Annotated in this window: 15 protein-coding genes and 1 pseudogene; 12 read left to right on the top strand and 4 right to left on the bottom strand. The window is 66.3% G+C overall.

Annotated elements, in window-relative coordinates:
* Both EV580_RS00230 and EV580_RS00225 read right to left on the bottom strand, forming a co-directional pair.
* Nucleotides 1–1,236 (bottom strand): acyl-CoA dehydrogenase family protein, encoded by a 1,236-nt coding sequence (locus EV580_RS00230; RefSeq protein ID WP_133689162.1) that lies wholly within the window; start codon nucleotides 1,234–1,236, stop codon nucleotides 1–3.
* Nucleotides 1,237–1,248: 12 nt separating this feature from the next.
* A complete protein-coding gene (locus EV580_RS00225) occupies nucleotides 1,249–2,277 on the bottom strand; it encodes an oxygenase MpaB family protein (protein WP_133689161.1) in 1,029 nt (342 codons plus the stop codon).
* 74 nt (nucleotides 2,278–2,351) lie between these two features.
* On the opposite strand from EV580_RS00225, the gene EV580_RS00220 reads away from it, so the two are divergent.
* Genes EV580_RS00220 through EV580_RS00185 form a run of 8 tightly spaced genes read left to right on the top strand, consistent with a single transcriptional unit; the run spans nucleotide 2,352 to nucleotide 11,119 of the window.
* The gene (locus tag EV580_RS00220; protein ID WP_370581757.1) at nucleotides 2,352–3,302 is read left to right on the top strand and encodes an adenylate/guanylate cyclase domain-containing protein; all 951 of its coding nucleotides are present in this window, start codon (nucleotides 2,352–2,354) and stop codon (nucleotides 3,300–3,302) included.
* Nucleotides 3,303–3,312: 10 nt separating this feature from the next.
* Complete coding sequence (locus EV580_RS00215; RefSeq protein WP_133689159.1) at nucleotides 3,313–4,065, top strand: rhomboid-like protein; 753 nt, start codon at nucleotides 3,313–3,315, stop codon at nucleotides 4,063–4,065.
* A gap of 45 nt (nucleotides 4,066–4,110) precedes the next feature.
* A complete protein-coding gene (locus tag EV580_RS00210; RefSeq protein WP_133689158.1) occupies nucleotides 4,111–5,301 on the top strand; it encodes an MCE family protein in 1,191 nt (396 codons plus the stop codon).
* Nucleotides 5,301–6,326 carry an MCE family protein gene (locus EV580_RS00205; RefSeq protein ID WP_133689157.1) on the top strand — a complete coding sequence of 342 codons (1,026 nt, stop codon included), beginning with the start codon at nucleotides 5,301–5,303 and terminating at the stop codon, nucleotides 6,324–6,326. Before EV580_RS00210 ends, EV580_RS00205 begins: the two co-directional genes overlap by 1 nt.
* A complete protein-coding gene (locus tag EV580_RS00200) occupies nucleotides 6,326–7,420 on the top strand; it encodes an MCE family protein (protein WP_133690955.1) in 1,095 nt (364 codons plus the stop codon). Before EV580_RS00205 ends, EV580_RS00200 begins: the two co-directional genes overlap by 1 nt.
* Nucleotides 7,417–8,595, top strand: coding sequence for an MCE family protein (locus tag EV580_RS00195; protein WP_133689156.1), 1,179 nt, complete (start codon nucleotides 7,417–7,419; stop codon nucleotides 8,593–8,595). The genes EV580_RS00200 and EV580_RS00195 overlap by 4 nt, the downstream gene beginning before the upstream one ends.
* Entirely contained in the window at nucleotides 8,592–9,713 is a 1,122-nt protein-coding gene (locus tag EV580_RS00190; RefSeq protein WP_133689155.1) for an MCE family protein, read from the top strand. The genes EV580_RS00195 and EV580_RS00190 overlap by 4 nt, the downstream gene beginning before the upstream one ends.
* Nucleotides 9,713–11,119, top strand: coding sequence for an MCE family protein (locus EV580_RS00185; RefSeq protein WP_133689154.1), 1,407 nt, complete (start codon nucleotides 9,713–9,715; stop codon nucleotides 11,117–11,119). Before EV580_RS00190 ends, EV580_RS00185 begins: the two co-directional genes overlap by 1 nt.
* Here the strand turns inward: EV580_RS00185 and EV580_RS00180 are convergent.
* Nucleotides 11,116–11,715: a TetR/AcrR family transcriptional regulator gene (locus EV580_RS00180; protein ID WP_133689153.1), complete on the bottom strand. Its 600-nt coding sequence runs from the start codon at nucleotides 11,713–11,715 to the stop codon at nucleotides 11,116–11,118. The genes EV580_RS00185 and EV580_RS00180 overlap by 4 nt on opposite strands.
* Nucleotides 11,716–11,793: 78 nt before the next feature.
* Here EV580_RS00180 and EV580_RS00175 point away from each other — a divergent pair, with 78 nt between their 5' ends.
* Nucleotides 11,794–13,362, top strand: a complete 1,569-nt coding sequence (locus EV580_RS00175) for a phytoene desaturase family protein (protein ID WP_133689152.1) — start codon at nucleotides 11,794–11,796, stop codon at nucleotides 13,360–13,362.
* Nucleotides 13,359–13,676 (top strand): annotated as a pseudogene (fdxA, locus tag EV580_RS00170) (ferredoxin); the annotation flags it as partial. The gene EV580_RS00175 and the pseudogene fdxA, both read left to right, overlap by 4 nt.
* Here the strand turns inward: fdxA and EV580_RS00165 are convergent.
* Nucleotides 13,664–15,244, bottom strand: a complete 1,581-nt coding sequence (locus EV580_RS00165; protein ID WP_133689150.1) for an FMN-binding glutamate synthase family protein — start codon at nucleotides 15,242–15,244, stop codon at nucleotides 13,664–13,666. The pseudogene fdxA and the gene EV580_RS00165 sit on opposite strands and share 13 nt — an antisense overlap.
* Nucleotides 15,245–15,361: 117 nt before the next feature.
* On the opposite strand from EV580_RS00165, the gene pheS reads away from it, so the two are divergent.
* Both pheS and pheT read left to right on the top strand, forming a co-directional pair.
* On the top strand, nucleotides 15,362–16,405 hold the full coding sequence (gene pheS, locus EV580_RS00160; protein ID WP_133689149.1) for a phenylalanine--tRNA ligase subunit alpha: 1,044 nt from the start codon (nucleotides 15,362–15,364) through the stop codon (nucleotides 16,403–16,405).
* Nucleotides 16,405–18,900, top strand: coding sequence for a phenylalanine--tRNA ligase subunit beta (gene pheT, locus EV580_RS00155; RefSeq protein ID WP_133689148.1), 2,496 nt, complete (start codon nucleotides 16,405–16,407; stop codon nucleotides 18,898–18,900). Before pheS ends, pheT begins: the two co-directional genes overlap by 1 nt.

Here is an 18,900-nt window from a genome sequence, read left to right as displayed (position 1 = left end):
CTAGCCGCTGAGCAGACCCTTGGCCACGTGGGTGATCTGCACCTCGTTGCTGCCGGCGTAGATCATCAGCGACTTCGCGTCGCGGGCAAGCTGTTCCACGCGGTACTCGGTCATGTACCCGTTACCGCCGAACAGCTGGATCGCCTCCATGGCCACATCGGTCGCCGCCTGCGAGCAGTAGTACTTCATCGCCGACGCCTCGGACAGCGAGATCGGCGTACCGGTCTGCCCGCATTCGATCACCCGGAACAGCATGTTGCGCACGTTCATTCGCGCCACTTCCATATTGGCCAGCTTGAGCTGGATCAACTGGAACTGGCCGATCTCCTTGCCCCACAGCGTCCGCGTCTTGGCGTAGTCCGTACACAGCCGCAGGCACTCTTCGATGACCCCGAGCGCCATCGACACCACGCCGATCCGTTCGGCGGCGAAACTCGAGCGGGCGCTGTCGCGCCCGTCCCCGGACTTGTTCTCCTCGGTCTCACCGAGCAGCCGGTCGCGGCCCAAGCGCACGTTGTTGAAGAACAGCTCGCCGGTGCGCGAGCTGTGAATTCCCATCTTGCGGAACGGTTTGGCCTGGACAAAGCCCTCCATGCCCTTGTCGAGCACGAACGTAAGCACCTTGCGGTCGCGCTTGTCGGCTCCGTCGCCCTCGTCCAACTTGGCGTACACCACGACGACGTCGGCATCGGGCCCGTTGGTGATGAACGTCTTCTGCCCGTTGAGGATGTAGTCGTCCCCATCACGAACCACGTAGGACTTCATGCCGCCGAATGCATCCGAACCCGAATCCGGCTCGGTGATCGCCCATGCGCCGATCTTCTCGTAGGTCACCAGCTCGGGCAGCCAGCGCTCCTGCTGGGCCAGAGTGCCGCGGCTTTGGATGGTGGGCACCGTCAGGCCGAGGCTCACGCCCATCCCGGTCACCAGGCCCATGCTGACCCGGCAGAGCTCGCTGATCACGACGAAACCCATTCCGCCCGAACTGCCGTCGCCGAACATGCCGCCGCCACCGCCGGACTTCGACTCGCCGCCGTTCCGCAGACGGTCCAGCCGCTTGGTCAGCGACTCCCGCGCCATCTCATCGATGCCGAAGCTGCTGAAAAGCTTTCGGACGATGGGATAGGGCTCCATGTCGCCGCTCTCCAGCTCGTCGAGGTGCGGACGCACCTCTTTGTCGACGAAGTCACGGACGGCGTCGCGCACAGCAATATCGACGTCGGACCATTCGATCATGGGTTCTCCGGTTCAGGCGGCTTTGGAACGTCCTCGGGCGGGCCGCAGACCGGCAAGTGAGAACGTCGTGTGGACCAGCGACCCCGCCCGCTCGACGAGGCTCTTCGTCCGAGGGACATAGTGCATGGGCATGCCCCGACGGTCTTTAGGGGGTGCCATGAAACCGGGTGCCTCGACCAACGGGGCGTCCTCCGGGATCTGCCCGGCGGCCCGCTTGTAGGCCGACAGCGCCCGCGGGTGCAGCCGGATCTCGTCGGGCACCGCCCAGAACGCCAACTCGACGGCCTTGCCGAACAATCGCAGCGCGACTTCGTCGCCGGGCGTCCAGCGCATCCCGGCCCGCTCGCGCACGGCCGGGTCGAAGAGGCCCGCGGCGATCCAGCGTTGCCCGGCCACCATCGGCTTGAACAACTGGTCCCAGATCGGCGTCGGCATCAAGACGAACTTCGGCTTCGGGATCCGGATGTCGAAGATCTCCAGCGTCGCCTTGTTGATCTCGAGCTCGTCGCGGCAGGTGCGGTCCCAGTACTCGCAGAAGTCTTCCCACGTCTCGGGCACCGGTCGCATGCTCATCCCGTACATCGCGTACCACTGGACATGCTCGTCGAACAGTTGGCGCTTCTCCGCCTCGGTCAACCCGCCGCAGAAATACTCGGCCACCTTCAGGATCAGCATGAAGAACGTGGCGTGCGCCCAGTAGAACGTCTCGGGGTCCAAGGCGTGATAGCGCCGTCCCGTGCTGTCGACGCCCTTGATCCCCTGGTGGAATCCCTTGATCTGCTCACCGGTCTGCCGGGCGCGCTCGCCGTCGTAGACCACGCCCATGATCGGGTAGACCGACCGTGCGACCCGCTGAAGCGGTTCGCGCAACAGGATCGAATGCTCTTCCACTCCGGCGCCCAATTGCGGATACATGTTCTGTAGCGACCCGATCCACACACCGAGCATCCCGGTGCGCAGGTCGCCGAAGTATTTCCATGTGAGCGAGTCCGGCCCGAGCGGCGCCGGCTTAGCGGGGCGAGTGGTCTTCGTTGACCTCATTTGATGACGATAGGGCTGACAACACGTGTTGTCCATAACGGCGACGAAGCTGTGACCATGCGTTTGACATAGCGATACGTCGACCGCGTCACACAGGTTGGCCGGCCCGAAATCCGTTCCCTAGGGTGGATCTCGTGGACGTCGAGCCGTTCGACGATCAACCCGATTCCCTCGTTGACGTCAACCAACCCGGGCGTGGGCCCGCTGCGTGGTGGCACAACACCAACCACAATCCGGGCATCATCGCCCTCGTTCGTCGTGCCCGGCGGATGTTGCCAGGCGACCCCGACTTCGGTGACCCGCTCTCGGCCGACGGTGCCGGTGGCGCCCGCGCCGCTGCGCGCGCCGCCGACCGGTTGCTGCGCGACCGGGAAGCCGCCACCCGCGAGGTGAGCCTGGCCACCCTTCAGCTCTGGCAGGCGCTCACCGAACGGGTCTCGGGCCGCCCGGCCAATCGGGAAGTCACGCTGGTCTTCACCGATCTCGTCGGCTTCTCCAGCTGGTCGCTGCAGGCCGGTGACGACGCCACCCTGCGCCTGCTGCGCCGGGTCGCGCAGGTCGTCGAGCCCCCGCTGCTCGACGCCGGCGGCCACATCGTGAAACGCATGGGCGACGGCATCATGGCCGTCTTCGGCGACCCGGCGACCGCGGTGCGCGCGACGATGGCCGCCCGCGAGGCGGTCCGGACCGTCGAGGTTGACGGGTACACACCCCGCATGCGCGCCGGAATCCACACCGGCCGCCCGCAACGTATCGGTTCGGACTGGCTGGGTGTGGACGTCAACATCACCGCCCGGGTCATGGACCGCGCGCCCCGCGGCGGGCTCATCGTGTCGGAGAAGACGTTGGAGCTGATCGACGCCGAGCAGCTCGAGTCGCTCGGGGTGACGGTCAAGAAGATCCGGCGCCAGGTGTTCGCTCCGCGGGCTTCGGGGGTACCCACCGACCTGGTGATGTACCGGCTCAAGACCCGCAAGGATCTGCCAGTCGAGGACGACGGGGATGATCTCGAGGCTCAGGCGTAGTAGGTAGGACATGGTTTTCGCAGTGCTGACGCGGCTGGATCGCGTCCGGGTGACGTTGGTCTACGCCGCCGCGCTGGCGGTGGTGGCGACCGCGTTGTTCGCGCTCGGCCCGCACGTCCGCGACCAGGTCATCTGGCATGCGAGCACCAACCTCCACAATCTCGGCGAAGGCCATATCGGCACGCTGATCAGCAGCGCGTTCGTCACCGAGAAGGGGCCGATCTACGTCTGGCTGCCGGGCCTGTTCGCGATTCTCGGCCTGGCCGAACTGCTGTGGCGCAGCCGCCGGATGGTCGTGGCGTTCGTCGTCGCCCACGTGGGCGCGACGCTGTTGGTCGCCGCCGGACTGGCTGCGGCGCTGGCCGCGGGGCTGGCCTCCTGGTCGATCGCCAACGTCACCGATGTCGGGATGAGCTACGGCGCGGTCGGCGTCCTGGGCGCCCTGACCGCGGCGATCCCGCAGCGCTGGCGAGCGGCCTGGACCGGCTGGTGGCTGGCTGTGGCGGTCGGCTCGGTGGTGAGCAGCGCCGGTGACTTCACCAGCGTGGGCCACGGTGTCGCCCTGGTGCTGGGCATGGTGGTCGGCACCCGGTTCGGCCACCCGGCGCGCTGGACGACCGCGCGGTATGCGTTGCTGGCGGTTGCGGCGTCCTTCGGCTACCTGATCATGGCCAACACCGGGCTGTCGATCCTGGTGACCTTGGCGTTGGGGGTGCCGGGCGCGCTGGTGGCCGCGTGGATCGGCCGGCCGCGTCACATATGACATAAATCTAGTCAGTTGTGACATCGCTGTGGTACGAATTCTCTCGTGCGCAGTGCTGTTCGCCCCGCAGTGGGGTTGGCATCCGTCGTCCTGATGGCCGCGATCGTCGGCGGCGCCGTGGCCATGTTTCGCGGCGACGTGACGTCGGGTGTGTCGATCACCGTGCTCTCGCCCCGTGCCGGCTTGGTGATGAACCCCGGCGCCAAGGTGAAAATGCGTGCGGTTCAAGTCGGTACGGTGTCGGCGATCGATCAGAGCCCGGATGGGCAAGCGGTACTGCACCTTTCGATCGAGCCGGACCAGCTGCCGCTGATCCCGGGCAACGTGCGGGTCGACATCGCATCGCCGACGGTCTTCGGGGCCAAGCTCGTCGAACTGACCCCGCCCACTGACCCGTCGGCGCAATCGCTGCGTTCCGGGCAGGTCATCGAGGCGACAAACGTGACGGTCGAGATCAACACCGTCTTCCAGCGATTGACAGCGGTGCTGTCAAAAGTGCAGCCGGAGAAGCTGAACGAGGTACTGGGTGCCCTCGCCGGGGCGATGAACGGCAGAGGCGAGCGGCTCGGCCAGATGTTCGGGGACTTCAACACATTGCTGGCCCGGCTCGAACCCAGCCTGGGAAACATGCGTCATGACATCAGTGCGGCGAGCGCAGCGGCCGGTGCCTACGCGGACGTCGCGCCCGACCTGATCAGGACCGTCGACAACGCGACTCGGATCGGCCAGACCTTGGTAGACCGGCACGACGACCTGGATGCGTTGCTGCTCAGCGCCATTGGGCTGGCCGAGACCGGATCCGAGGTCGTCGACGTCAACCGACAGGCGTTGACCGAAGTGCTGCACATGCTGCTGCCCACCACCGATCTGACCAACCGCTACCACGAGGCACTGAACTGCACTCTGGCCGGGCTGGTGCCGATCGCTCTCGCGCCACCGCAGCCCGACCCCGGGGCCGTGGTTTCGGTGAGCTTCACCATGGGATTGGAGCGGTATCGCTATCCCGCTGACCTGCCAAAGGTCGCCGCCAAAGGGGGACCGCACTGTGCCGACCAGGGACTGCCGCACCTGGCGCCGAACACCAAGCCGCCCTTCGTGGTCACCGATGTGGGGGCAAATCCGGCGCAGTACGGAAACCAGGGGGTTCTGCTCAACTCCGATGGCCTCAAGCAGATCCTGTACGGCCCGATAGACGGCCCGCCGCGCAACTCCGCACAGATCGGGCAGCCGGGTTGATGCGGTCGGTGCGGGCAACGGGGCTGAAGTTCACGGCATTCGCGGTCGTGATGGTCGTGGCGACGGCGTTCCTGTTCGTGACCTTTGCGCAGTACCGCACCGGCAGCGTCAACGGATACACCGCGGTGTTCGCCGACGTGTCCCGGCTCAAAGCTGGTGACAGCGTGCGGGCGGCGGGGATCCGGATCGGGACGGTCGACACCGTCACACTGCGCGGCGACGCAACCGTCCTAGTCACCTTCGATGCCGACCGCGATGTCGTGCTCACCACCGCCACCAAGGCGGCCGTTCGCTATCTCAACCTGGTCGGCGATCGCTATCTCGAGTTGGTGGACGCCCCGGGCCCCACGACCATGCTGCCCGCGGGCTCTCAGATCCCCATCGATCGGACTCAGCCGGCGCTCGACCTCGACCTGCTGCTGAGCGGGCTCAAACCGGTGATCCAGAGCCTGAGCCCCGGCGACGTCAATGCGCTCACGACATCGTTGATCCAGATCCTGCAGGGGCAGGGGGGCACCGTGGAATCGCTGTTCGCCAAGACGTCCTCATTCACCAACACCTTGGCCGACAACGACACGGTGATCGCGGAGCTGATCGACAACGTGAAGATCGTGCTGTCCTCGCTGACGGCCGAGGGGGACCGATTCTCGACGGTCGTCGACCGGATCGAGAAACTGATCACGGGATTCGCCGGCGACCGTGATCCGATCGGCGCGGCGATCGATGCCCTCGATGCCGGAACCGCGTCACTGGCCGGTCTGCTCGCCGACGCGCGGGCGCCGCTGGCCGGGGCGGTCAACGAATTGAGCCGGCTGGCACCGATTCTGGATCAGGACAAGGACAAGGTGGATCGCGCGCTGGCGAAGGCGCCCGAGAACTACCGGAAACTGACCCGCCTCGGCGCCTACGGAAGCTTCATTCAGATGTACGTGTGCGGGATGTCGGTGCGGGTGACCGATCTCGAGGGCAGGACCGCGGTCTTCCCGTGGCTCAAGCAGACCGGTGGGAGGTGCGCCGAGCCATGATGCTGAAATACCGAGGCGGTCGCGTGATTCGTGCCGGTTTCATCGGTGTCTCGGTCGCTGTTCTGGTCGTCCTGGTCGGCCTTGCGCCACAACGCTTGTGGTCGTGGGCGACCCAGGTGCGCTACCAGGCCGTGTTCGGTGAAGCCGGTGGTCTGGCGGCCGGCAACGATGTGGTGATCTCGGGTATCAAGGTCGGCACAGTCTCGGCCATCTCGTTGATGCGGGGCGACGCGCTGGTGACGTTCACCATCGACGGCACCGTGCATCTGGGATCGCAGACCACCGCGCACATCAAGACCGGCACCGTGCTCGGCGCGCGGATCGTGACGCTGGTTCCAGCCGGTGCTGGTTCACAGAAACCCACTGAGCCGATACCGATGTCGCGGACGTCATCGCCCTACGTGCTCACCGACGCTGTCGGTGACCTCACCACGAACGCGGCCGGGCTGGACACCGCAGCACTCAACCAGTCGCTGGAGACGCTGTCGGACACCATCGACGCGATGGCCCCGCAGCTCGGGCCGATGCTGGACGGTCTGACCCGGCTGTCCCGCTCGATGAACAACCGCAACGACACGCTGCGTGAACTCCTGCGCAGCGCAGCCGATCTCACCGGTGTGCTGTCCGAACGCCGCGAGCAGGTCAACGCGCTCATTCTCAACGGCCGTGATCTGATCGCGGTGCTCGCTCAGCGCCGTCAAGCGATTGCCGACCTGCTGGCCAACACCTCGGCGATGAGCAGGCAACTTTCCGGGCTCGTTCACGACAACGAAGACAAGCTGGCGCCCACCCTGCAGAAGCTGAATTCAGTGACGGCCGTGTTGCAGAAGAACAGCGACAACATCGCCAAGGCGTTGCCCGGACTCGCCAAGTACGAGATCACCATGGGTGAGGCCGTGTCGAGCGGGTTCTACTACCAGGCCTACACCGCCAACGTCATACCCGCGGAATTCCTGCAGCCGTTCTTCGACTACGCCTTCGGCTTCCGCCGTGGCACCGACGCGGGACAGCCACCCGACAACGCCGGACCGCGCGCGGAATTCCCGTTCCCGTACAACGGAATTCCCCCGCAACCCCAGGAGGGGCAACGATGAGCGGCCGCAGCAGAATCGTCGCCGCGACCGCCGCAGTGCTCGTCGCGTTGGCCGCTGCGGGCACCACAATCCTGGTGCGTCATACGTACTATCCCGCCACGAAGATCACGGCCTTCTTCACGGCTGCCAGCGCGATCTATGCCGGTGACGAGGTGCGCGTCTCGGGTGTCACGGTCGGGAAAATCGATTCCATCGAGCCCGACGGCACGCAGGTCAAGATCGTCCTCAGCGTCGACCCGGGGGTATCGGTTCCAGCAGATGCCAGTGCGGTTATCGTTGCGCAGAACCTCGTCGCGGCACGTTACCTCCAGCTCACGCCGGCGTACCGGGACAGTGGCCCGACTATGCCGTCCGGCGCGGTCATCCCCATCGAGCGAACGGCCGTTCCTGTCGAGTGGGACGACGTCAAGACTCAGTTGATGCGCCTGTCAACCGATTTGGGACCCAATAGTGCAACGGCTCGGCCCGCACTGGCCCGGCTCATCGACGACACCGCCGACGCCATGGGCGGCAACGGCGTGAAACTACGGCAGATGCTGGCCCAGTTGTCGTCCGTCGCCAGGATTTTCGCCGATGGCAGCGCAAACGTGGTGGACATCATCACCGGGCTGCAGAAGCTGGTGACGGCGCTGCGTGACAGCAGCGGCGCGATCGTCGACTTCGAACAGCGACTTGCCGCGGTGACGGGCACGCTGGGTGACCACACCGGAGATCTCGACGCCGCGTTGCACGATCTGACGACTGCGGTATCCGACACGCAGCGCTTCGTCGGGGAAAGCCGCGAGCTGACCGTCGAGCAGATTCAGCGCCTGACCGACGTCATTCGCAATCTGGCCGATAACCGCAAGAGCCTCGAGCAGCTTCTGCATGTCGCGCCCAATGCGTTTGCGAATTACTACAACGTCTACAACCCGGATACCGGCGACAACATCGGATCCATCGTGTTCAACGACTTCGCCAATCCCATCCAGTTCATCTGCGGACAGATCGGTGCCATCGAGAACGCCACCGCGCCGGAAACCGGAAAGCTGTGCGCCCAATATCTCGGCCCCGCACTGCGGTTGCTGAGCTTCAACCTGGTGCCCTTCCCGATGAGCCCGTATCTGATGAAGGCGCCATCCCCGGAGAACCTTCTCTACTCCGATCCGGCGCTTGCCCCCGGTGGGGCACCATGACGTCCCGGCGTATCGGGGCAGCCGTCGCGGTCGTGGTCATCGCGGCGGGGACATCCGGTTGCGGATTTCGGGGCTTGAACTCCCTGCCCCTGCCGGGGACCGAGGGCCGCAGCGGCGCCAGCGTCTTTCACGTCGAGATCGCCAATGTCGGCATGCTGGAGTCGAATTCACCGGTCCTGGTCGACGATGTCGTGGTCGGCACCGTCGGTGCCATGAGGCTGCGCAACTGGCACGCCGACGTCGAGGTGTTCATTCGCCCCGATGTCGTCGTGCCGGCCAACGCGATCGCCACCGTCGGGCAGACCAGTCTGCTCGGGTCGATGCACCTGGAACTCGACCCTCCGGTGGGTGAGGCTCCGGGAGGCCGACTTGAGCCGGGATCGACGATCCCGCTGAGCAAGTCGTCTGCCTACCCGTCCACCGAACGGACGCTGTCCACCCTCTCGGCGGTCGTCAATGGCGGGGGACTCGGTCAGATCGGCGACGTGATCAGGAACGCCAACACCGCATTGTCGGGCAGGCAGGGACAAGTACGGGATCTGCTGCGGCGGCTCGACACGTTTGTCGGGACACTGGACAGCCAACGCGCCGACCTGGTCGACATGATCCACCAGCTGACCAGATTCACCGGTACGTTCGCGCAGCAGCGGGACGTGATCAGCCGTGCGCTGCAACGCCTTCCCGCTGCCCTGGATGTCCTGATCCGAGAACGGCCACGCATCGTCACCGCGCTCGACAAACTGAGGGCCTTCAGCGAGTCGACCACCGACCTGGTCGACGCCACCCGGGACGATCTGGTCGCGAACCTGCGCAATCTCGAGCCGACGATCAAGGCGCTGGCCGATGTCGGACCCGAACTCGACACCGCACTGGCCTTTGCCGTCACCTACCCGTACAGCCAGAGCTACATCGACCGCGCCGTCCGGGGCGACTACGTGAACATGTTCCTGGTCGCCGACCTGACGGTCCCGCGGCTGAAGCGAACACTGTTCCTGGGTACCCGGTGGGGTGATCAAAACGCCAAACTCATTCCCGCGCCTGGTGATCCGTGGTACCTGAACTACACCTACGATCCGCTCCGGACCGGTATCACCCCGCCGACGAGCGGGGGTGGCTGATGCTGACCCGGCTCATCCGCATCCAGCTGGTGATCTTCGGCGTCGTCGCTCTTGTCGGCTTGCTGCTGATGACGTTCTTGTTCCTTCAGGTTCCGACATTGCTGGGTGTCGGCAAGATCACCGTCACCCTACAGCTGCCCAATGGTGGTGGTCTGTATCGATTTTCGAATGTGACCTACCGCGGTGTGCAGGTCGGTAAGGTCACCGCGTTGCGGCTGACCAAGCAGGGCGCGGAAGCCACTCTGTCTCTTGACACGTCACCGAAGATCCCCGCCGATCTGCGGGCCGAGGTGCGCAGCGCATCCGCGATCGGCGAACAGTACGTGGATCTTCGGCCGCAGAGCGCGTCAGGACCGTATCTGGGCGACGGGGCGGTGATCCGCATGCAGCAGACCGCCGTTCCCCAAGCCGTGGGCCCGATGATGGACCGGGTGAGCGCGCTGGTCAACAGCATCCCCGGCGACAAACTCTCACTGCTGATCGATGAGTCGGACAAGGGGTTACGCGGTGCGGGCTACGACGTGTCCGCACTGCTGGATTCGTCGGCCACCATCGCCGGCGCGGTAGGCAGCGTCGGTGATCGCGCCGCGACACTGATGGACGACGCGGTGCCCCTGTTGGATTCACAGGTCGCCACAACGGATTCACTGCGGGTGTGGGCACGGGGGCTGGCCGACGTCACCCAGACGGTCGCCGATGACGACGACCAGGTGCGTGCTCTGCTGCAGACCGGGCCTGCCGCAGCGAACGAGGTGACCCGGCTGCTCGATCAGGTCAAGCCCACGCTGCCGGTTCTGCTGGCCAACCTGAACGTCGTCGGTCAGATCCTGGTCACCTACAACTCCTCCCTCGAGCAGCTGCTTGTGCTCTTGCCGCCGGCGATCGCGAGCACCCAAGCATTCGGCTTGCCGACCAACAACCCGACGGGCCTGCCGGTGGGGGAGTTCGCGATCACGCTCGGGGATCCGCCGCCGTGCACCGTGGGGTTCCTGCCCCCGTCCTCGTGGCGGTCCCCGGCCGATACGACCACGATCGATACCCCTGACGGCCTGTACTGCAAACTGCCGCAGGATTCGCCGATCGCGGTCCGCGGCGCCAGAAACTATCCGTGTGCCGGCAAGCCCGGGAAGCGCGCACCGACCGTGGAGCTGTGCGACAGCGATCAGGGGTTCGTCCCGACGGCGGTGCGCCAGCATGCTGTCGGGCCCTATCCGCTTGACCCCAACCTGATCTCGCAGGGTGTCCCACCGGACAGCAGGGTGCCAGGGGTGGCTCCCAGCGCATCGGTGGTGCCCTACAACCCGGCGACCGGCAGCTTCGTCACCCCGAGCGGGCAGCGGTATGTGCAGTCCGATCTTGTCGCGCCCGCGGCGCCGAGGTCGTGGAAGGACCTGTTGCCGTGTTAGGCCTCGCGGGAAAGGGGAGCCAGGCCGGACCGCAGCAGTCCGACGCTGGTGGCGACCACCTCACGCAGGTCGGTGGTGCACCCATCGCGGCCCCAGCGCTCCACCGCGGTGACAAGGGCGGCTGCCAGCGCGGCGCCGGCGACTTCGGCGATCAGGTCGACATCGTCCAGATCGGTGTAGCGCCGCTTGACGAAATCGGTCAACACCTCAGCGAAGGACGCCTGCACCACCCTGAGGTGGCCCGCGGTGCGCTCACCGTCGAGCAGAGTGGCCCGCAGGATCGCGGCCTGCCGAACGATCTCGAGGTCGTGCGGGAAGCTGACCACGCTGCCCAGCACCGCGTCGAACAGCGACTCGTCGGCGGGGCGCCGGGCCAGTGCCTCGGCAAGCCATTCGAGCTGAGTCTCGTAGTCCTGGAACAGGACTGCCTCTTTGGTCGGGAAATGCCGGAAGAACGTGCGCTGGGTGACGCCCGCCTCGTCGGCGAGTTGAGCGACCGTCACGTTGGCGAATCCGTCACGAGCGAAGCGCGCCAGCGCCACCTCGCGCAGCGCCTCGCGCGTAGAAGTCCTGCGCCGCTCGTGCAAGTTCGTCATTACGGCATTTTCGCACAATCCTTTTCGCCTAATCACGTCAGTCGTGACATCAGTGGAATCAAGTGAGGAGAACCAGCAATGAGTGATTTCGACGCGATCGTCGTCGGGGCAGGCCACAACGGCCTGACCGCGGCGGCGGTTCTGCAGCGCCAGGGGCTGCGGACGATCGTCCTGGAGCAGAACACCTATTCCGGCGGTATGGCGGCAACCGTCGAGTTGATCGACGGATTCCGTTACGAGATCGCCGGTTCGGTGCAATTCCCGACCGCACCTGAAGTCGCCGACGCCCTGGAGCTGCACACGATTCCGCAGGTCCATTCCGAAGTCCAATCGGTGAACCTCGGTGAAGCAGGAGAGGAGCCGATGATCCTCTACAGCGACCCGATGAAGTACATGACACATCTGTCCGAGAAGCACGGAGCCGATTCGGTGCTGGGGATGGCCAAGATGCTGGAATGGACGACGGGCCCGACGCGCGCGCTGGGGCGTTTCGAGGCGCGCACACCACCGAAGACCCTCGACGAGATGTATGCCTGTGCGGCAAATGAATCCGAGCGCCGAGCGATCCACGAGATGTTGTTCGGTACCGCGATGGACGTCATCGATCGCAACTTCCCGGATAAGGAGAAGTACGCGACCATCCGGGGCATGCTGGCGTTCCTGGCCATCAACTCGACGTATCGGGGACCGTTCACGCCCGGCAGCGCAACGTGTCTGGCGTTCGCGATGGGTGTTCCCGACATGAATGCCACGATGATGACGAAGCTCGAAGGCGGCATCGGTGCCGTCTGCGATCACCTCAAACGCCTGTTCACCGAGCTCGGTGGTGAAGTCCGTTATCGCACGAAGGTCGATCAGATCCTCGTCGAGAACGAGCGGGTCACCGGCGTGCGATTGCGTGACGGCTCGATACTGAGCGCACCGGTCGTGGTATCGAATCTGTCGCCGGACCTGACCTTGATCGACCTGGTCGGCGCCGAACACCTACCGGCCAACCTGGTGGAGCGACTCGCCGGACGTGACCACCGGGCCACCTTCATCCAAATGCACTTCGCGCTGGATGGTTTGCCGGAGTTCGCGTCTCCCTACGAGCTGCTGAACGAACCCGGCATGCAGCAGTCGGTCGGGGTGTTCGGGACACCCGAAGAGCAGCAACGGCAATGGGAGATGGCCAGGGCGGGGATGCTTCCCGACAATCCGTCATTCGGTATGCAGATCCCGTCGGTGACCGATCCGAGTCTGGCGCCGCCCGGTAAGCATGCCGCCAGCGCGTACGCCTACGGGTTCCCCGTCGAGGCACCCCGAGAGCAGCATGGGCGCCTGAAGCAGGAGATGGCGGAAACGGTGATCGACAAGATCAGTAAGTTCGCGCCGAACTTCAGGGATATCCAGATCCGGCACATCACGTTCGCGCCATATCACATGCAGACGATGTTCGGCGCGCCCGACGGCGACTTCTGCCATGGCCTTCTGCATCCGGACCTGATGGGTCCGAATCGTCCCGGCCCCAAGGGATTTCTCGATATTGCGATTCCGATCGCGGGACTCTACCTGGGTGGCGCCGGTTGTCATGGCGGTCCGGGCATCACGTTCGTGCCGGGATACAACGCCGCCTACGCGGCCCTCGACGACCTGGCGGCTTCATGACCTACGTCATCGGGGAGCCGTGTGTCGACATCCGGGACAAGGCCTGTGTGGACGAGTGTCCGGTGGACTGCATCTACGAGGGGGAGCGGATGTTGTACATCCATCCCGACGAGTGCGTGGACTGCGCGGCATGCGAACCGGTGTGCCCGGTCGAGGCCATCGCGTATGTCGATGACGCCTCCGACGACTGGCAGCCGTACGTGGTGGCCAATGCCGACTTCTTCGCCGACCTCGGATCGCCCGGCGGTGCAAGGGGATTGGGACCGCAAAAGTTCGACGCGCCGTTCGTCGCCGAACTGATTCAGCGGAACTCGTCGGCCGACGCCTCGATCCAGTCCGAGCGCCACGACTCCGGCGGATCCTCGAGCAGCTCGCCGGGCATCAGCCACTCGTAGATCTCGGCATACGTGCGGGTGCGTTGACCTTCGATGCGGCGGTTGAGCATTGAGGGTTGAAGTTCGCCGAAGCTGTCCAGGCCCATCGACGCGACGATCTGGGCAGCGCTGGCCACCGTGGCCCGCTGGAAGTTGACCACCCGCTCGGTCTTGTCGGGAACGTAGAGCGCCCGCGCCCGGCCCTGATCCTGGGTGGCCACGCCGGTGGGGCATTTGTTGGTGTTGCACTTCATCGCCTGGATGCAGCCGACCGCGAACATCATCGCCCGCGCCGACAGCGTGAAATCGGCGCCCTGACAGATGCGCGAGACGATATCGACGCCGCTGGCCACCTTGCCCGACGCGCCGATCCTGATGTTGCCGCGCAGCCCCGTACCGACAAGGGCGTTGTGTACGAGCATCAAACCCTCGGTCAGGGGCATTCCGACGTGGTCCTCAAATTCCTGTGGGGCAGCACCGGTTCCGCCTTCAGAGCCGTCGACGATGATGAAGTCCGGCGTGATGCCGGTGTGCAGCATTCCCTTGCAGATCGACAGGAATTCGGTGCGCGCCCCGATGCACAGCTTGAACCCGATCGGCTTGCCGCCGGACAGGCTGCGCAGCGTGGCGATGAAATGCATCATCTCGACCGGCGTGTGAAATGCGGTGTGCGCGGGCGGCGAGACGACGGTCCGGCCGATCGGCACCCCGCGGGTGGCCGCGATCTCCGGGCTGACCTTCGCGCCGGGCAGCACCCCGCCGAGGCCGGGTTTGGCGCCTTGAGACAGCTTGATCGAGATGGCTTTCACGGACGCAAGTGCGGCCTTCTCTTCGAACAAGCCTGCGTCGAAGTGCCCTTCGGCGTCGCGGCAGCCGAAGTATCCCGAGCCGATCTCCCAGATCAGGTCACCACCGTGCTTGAGGTGGTAGGGGCTGATGCCGCCTTCGCCGGTGTCGTGGGCGAAACCCCCACGGGCCGCGCCGCCGTTGAGGGCCTCGATGGCATTGCCCGACAGCGCCCCGAAGCTCATCGCCGAGACATTGAACAACGCGATGTCGTACGGCTGGGCACAGTCCGCTCCGCCCAGTCGCACCCGCGGCGCCAGGTCCGCCGCGAAGTGGGCGCGCAGGGAATGGCGGAGGAATTCGTAGCCGAGAGCATTGACATCACGCTCGGTGCCGAACGGCTCGTCGCTCTTGGTGCCCTTGGCCCGCTCGTAGACCATGTCGCGGGTTTCCCGGTCGAACGGAGTGGCCTCGGTATTCGATTCGATGAAGTACTGCCGGATCTCCGGGCGCAGCATCTCGGCCAGGAACCGGGCGTGTCCGAGGACCGGATAAGACCGCAGGATCGTGTGCCGCGTCTGCAGCAGGTCCCAGGTGCCCAACGCCGCGAGGGCGACCAGCGGCGCCGCGAGCAACCACCACCACGGGCTGAACGCGAGCGTCAGTCCCGCGACGGCCAGCGCCGCCACCCACAAGGCCGCGACGACGAGGGCTCTGAGCATGGGACATCCTTACCGGTGAAATGCCTGCGGGGCGTCAGTCTGGCATCACCTATGATCGGCACTTGCGTCACATCCGTGGTGCAAATAACCCCGGTAGTGCAAGGAGTGTCTCGCCGCGTGGGTGAGCAACCCGTCGACTTGTCGCAGGAATCGTTGACCAAGGCCGTCAGCGCGGCCCGGCATGCCTTCGAACTGGCTGCCGATCTGGACGCGCTGGCCCGGGCCAAGACCGAGCACCTCGGCGACCGCGCGCCGCTGGCGCTGGCCCGCCAAGCGCTGGCCGGCCTGCCCAAGGAGGACCGCTCCGAGGCCGGCAAGCTGGTCAACGTCGCCCGCGGCGATGCTCAGCGCAGCTATGACGAGCGCCTGGCGGCTTTGCGCGCCGAGCGTGACGCGGCCGTGCTGGTCGCCGAGGCGATCGACGTCACCCTGCCCTCGACCCGCGAGCCGGTCGGGGCCCGGCACCCCATCACGATCTTGGCCGAGCACATCGCCGACACGTTCGTAGCGATGGGCTGGGAGCTGGCCGAAGGCCCGGAGGTCGAGACCGAGCAGTTCAACTTCGACGCGCTGAACTTCCCGCCCGATCATCCGGCGCGCAGCGAGTCCGACACGTTCCACATCGCTCCGGAGGGATCACGTCAGCTGCTGCGCACCCACACCTCCCCGGTGCAGGTGCGCACGCTGCTCGATCGCGAGCTGCCCGTCTACATCGTGTCGATCGGCCGCACGTTTCGCACCGACGAGCTCGACTCCACGCATACCCCGGTCTTCCACCAAGTGGAGGGCTTGGCGGTGGATCGCGGCCTGACGATGGCCCATCTGCGCGGCACGCTCGATGCGTTCGCCCGTTCGGAGTTCGGCGAAGACGCCCGCACCCGGATGCGACCGCACTTCTTTCCCTTCACCGAACCCTCGGCCGAGGTGGACATCTGGTTCCCCAACAAGAAGGGCGGAGCCGGCTGGGTCGAATGGGGCGGCTGCGGCATGGTCAACCCGAACGTGTTGCGCGCCGCCGGGATCGACCCGGAGGTGTACTCCGGCTTCGCCTTCGGGATGGGCCTGGAACGCACCCTGCAGTTCCGCAACGGCATCCCCGACATGCGCGACATGGTCGAAGGTGACGTCAGGTTCTCGCTGCCGTTCGGGGTCGGGGTCTGATGCGCCTTCCGTACAGCTGGCTGCGTGAGGTCGTTCAGCAGGGTGCCCCCGGCTGGGACGTCGAGCCACATGACTTGGAGCAGGCGCTGATTCGCGTCGGTCACGAGGTCGAGGACATCATCGCGCTCGGACCGGTGTCGGGCCCGCTGACTGTCGGGCGGGTGACCGCGATCGAGGAGCTCACGGAGTTCAAGAAGCCGATTCGCGCGTGCAAGGTCGACGTCGGTGAAGACGCCGACCGCGATATCGTCTGCGGTGCACGGAACTTCGCGGTCGGCGATCTCGTAGTGGTGGCACTCCCGGGCGCCACACTGCCCGGTGATTTCCACATCGCGAGCCGCAAGACCTACGGCCGGCTCTCCGACGGCATGATCTGTTCGGCCGCCGAATTGGGTTTGGGCACCGATTATTCCGGCATCATTGTGCTGCCGCCGGGAACGGCCGAGCCCGGCGCCGACGGAATCGAGGTCCTCGGTCTGGATGATGTGATCTTCGACCTGGCAGTGACGCCGGATCGCGGCTACTGCATGTCGGTGCGCGGTATCGCCCGCGAGATCGCCTGCGCCTACGATCTTGATTTCGTCGATCCGGCCGACGTGCCGGCCCTGCCGGTGGAGGGCGTCGAGCTGCCGGTCACCATCGAATCCGGCACCGGCGTCAGCCGTTTCGCGTTGCGCCCGGTGACCGGGATCGACCCCGAGGCGCAGTCGCCGTGGTGGCTACGCCGCCGCCTGATGCTGTCCGGCATCCGCCCGATTTCACCGGCCGTCGACGTCACCAATTACGTGATGCTCGAAATCGGCCACCCGATGCATGCGCACGACCGCAGCCGGGTCAACGGTGAGTTCATCGTCCGGTTCGCCAAGCCGGGGGAGACCGTCGTCACGCTCGACGACATCGAACGCACACTCGATCCGGCCGACGTGCTGATCGTCGACGACGTCGCGACCGCCGCCATCGGCGGTGTCATGGGCGCGGGCACCACCGAGATCGACGACGCCTCGACCGACATCCTTCTGGAGGCCGCGGTCTGGGATCCCGCCGCGGTGTCCCGCACGATTCGCCGCCTGCACCTCGTCAGCGAGGCGGGCAGGCGCTACGAACGGTCCGTCGACCCGGCCATCTCGGTGGCTGCCCTCGACCGGTGTGCCGGACTTCTCGCCGAGATCGCCGGTGGCACAATCGAACCCACGCTCACCGATTGGCGCGGTGACCCGCCGCGGGCCGACTGGTCGCAGGCACCGGTACGGATGCGATTCGACCTGCCCGACCGGATGGCCGGTGTCGAGTACGAGGGCGGCGCCGCCGTGAAGCGGCTGACCCAGATCGGTGCCGAGGTCACCGAGGACGACAGCGATCGCGCCATCCTCGTGGTGACGCCGCCGAGCTGGCGGCCCGACCTGGTGCAGCCCGCCGATCTGGTCGAGGAGGTGCTGCGGCTCGAGGGGCTCGACAAGATCCCGTCGGTGCTGCCGACCGCGCCGGCGGGCCGGGGACTGACCGCCGGCCAGAAGCGGCGTCGCGCGGTCGGCAAGTCGCTGGGCCTCTCGGGTTTCGTCGAGGTGCTGACGAGCCCGTTCCTGCCCGCCGGGATCTTCGACCAGTGGGGCCTGCCCGCCGATGACCTCAGGCGCGCCACCACCTCCGTGCTGAACCCGCTCGAGGCCGACCGGCCGCACCTGGCCACCACGCTGTTGCCCGCATTGTTGGAAGCGTTGTCCCGCAACGTCTCCCGTGGCTTCGTCGATGTCGCACTGTTCTCCATCGCGCAGGTGGTTCATCCCACCGAGCAGACCAAGGGTGTCGAGCTGATCCCGACGCATCGCCGGCCGAGTGATGACGAGATCGCGGCGCTGGATGCCTCGCTGCCCAGTCAGCCGGTCCACGTCGGCGCCGTGCTGACCGGGCTGCGCGAGCCGCGCGGCCCGTGGGGGCCGGGGCGGCCCGTCGAGGCGTCGGATGCGTTCGAGGCGGTGCGGGTGATCGCTCGCACCTGTGGAGTCGAGGTGACGCTGCGGGCCGCGCAGCTGCTGCCGTGGCATCCCGGCCGCTGCGCCGAGGTTCTGGTCGACGGACGGGTCGTCGGGCATGCCGGCCAGCTGCACCCCGCAGTGATCGAACGGTGCGGCCTGCCGAAGGGCACCTGCGCAGTCGAACTGGACCTGGACGCTGTGCCGATGACCGAGACGCTGCCCGCCCCGCGGGTGTCGCCGTTCCCGGCGGTCTTCCAGGACGTCAGCCTGGTGGTGGCCGGTGACGTCGCCGCTGCCGCCGTGGTCGACGCGGTGCGTGCCGGTGCCGGGGAGCTGCTGGAAGACGTGGCGCTGTTCGACGTGTACACCGGCCCGCAGATCGGCGAGAACCGCAAATCGTTGACGCTCGCGCTGCGTTTCCGGGCGCCGGACCGCACGTTGACCGAGGACGAGGCCAGTGCCGCCCGCGATGCCGCGGTGGCCGCGGCCGCGGCGGCGGTCGGGGCTGTTCAGCGCGCCTGA

The organism is Mycobacterium sp. BK086, assembly GCA_004362315.1.
GTDB lineage: Bacteria > Actinomycetota > Actinomycetes > Mycobacteriales > Mycobacteriaceae > Mycobacterium.
The sequence above is the reverse complement of the archived record's forward strand: the minus strand, read 5'-3'. Positions and strand labels throughout refer to the sequence as shown.

Excerpts from the sequence above, each read along its gene's own strand:
- pheT (WP_133689148.1), top strand. The coding sequence starts at position 16,405 with ATGCGCCTTCCGTACAGCTGGCTGCGTGAGGTCGTTCAGCAGGGTGCC.
- EV580_RS00180 (WP_133689153.1), bottom strand. The coding sequence starts at position 11,715 with ATGACGAACTTGCACGAGCGGCGCAGGACTTCTACGCGCGAGGCGCTG.
- EV580_RS00200 (WP_133690955.1), top strand. The coding sequence starts at position 6,326 with ATGCTGAAATACCGAGGCGGTCGCGTGATTCGTGCCGGTTTCATCGGT.
- EV580_RS00215 (WP_133689159.1), top strand. The coding sequence starts at position 3,313 with ATGGTTTTCGCAGTGCTGACGCGGCTGGATCGCGTCCGGGTGACGTTG.
- EV580_RS00225 (WP_133689161.1), bottom strand. The coding sequence starts at position 2,277 with ATGAGGTCAACGAAGACCACTCGCCCCGCTAAGCCGGCGCCGCTCGGG.
- EV580_RS00190 (WP_133689155.1), top strand. The coding sequence starts at position 8,592 with ATGACGTCCCGGCGTATCGGGGCAGCCGTCGCGGTCGTGGTCATCGCG.
- EV580_RS00230 (WP_133689162.1), bottom strand. The coding sequence starts at position 1,236 with ATGATCGAATGGTCCGACGTCGATATTGCTGTGCGCGACGCCGTCCGT.
- EV580_RS00185 (WP_133689154.1), top strand. The coding sequence starts at position 9,713 with ATGCTGACCCGGCTCATCCGCATCCAGCTGGTGATCTTCGGCGTCGTC.
- EV580_RS00175 (WP_133689152.1), top strand. The coding sequence starts at position 11,794 with ATGAGTGATTTCGACGCGATCGTCGTCGGGGCAGGCCACAACGGCCTG.
- EV580_RS00195 (WP_133689156.1), top strand. The coding sequence starts at position 7,417 with ATGAGCGGCCGCAGCAGAATCGTCGCCGCGACCGCCGCAGTGCTCGTC.
- EV580_RS00205 (WP_133689157.1), top strand. The coding sequence starts at position 5,301 with ATGCGGTCGGTGCGGGCAACGGGGCTGAAGTTCACGGCATTCGCGGTC.
- EV580_RS00165 (WP_133689150.1), bottom strand. The coding sequence starts at position 15,244 with ATGCTCAGAGCCCTCGTCGTCGCGGCCTTGTGGGTGGCGGCGCTGGCC.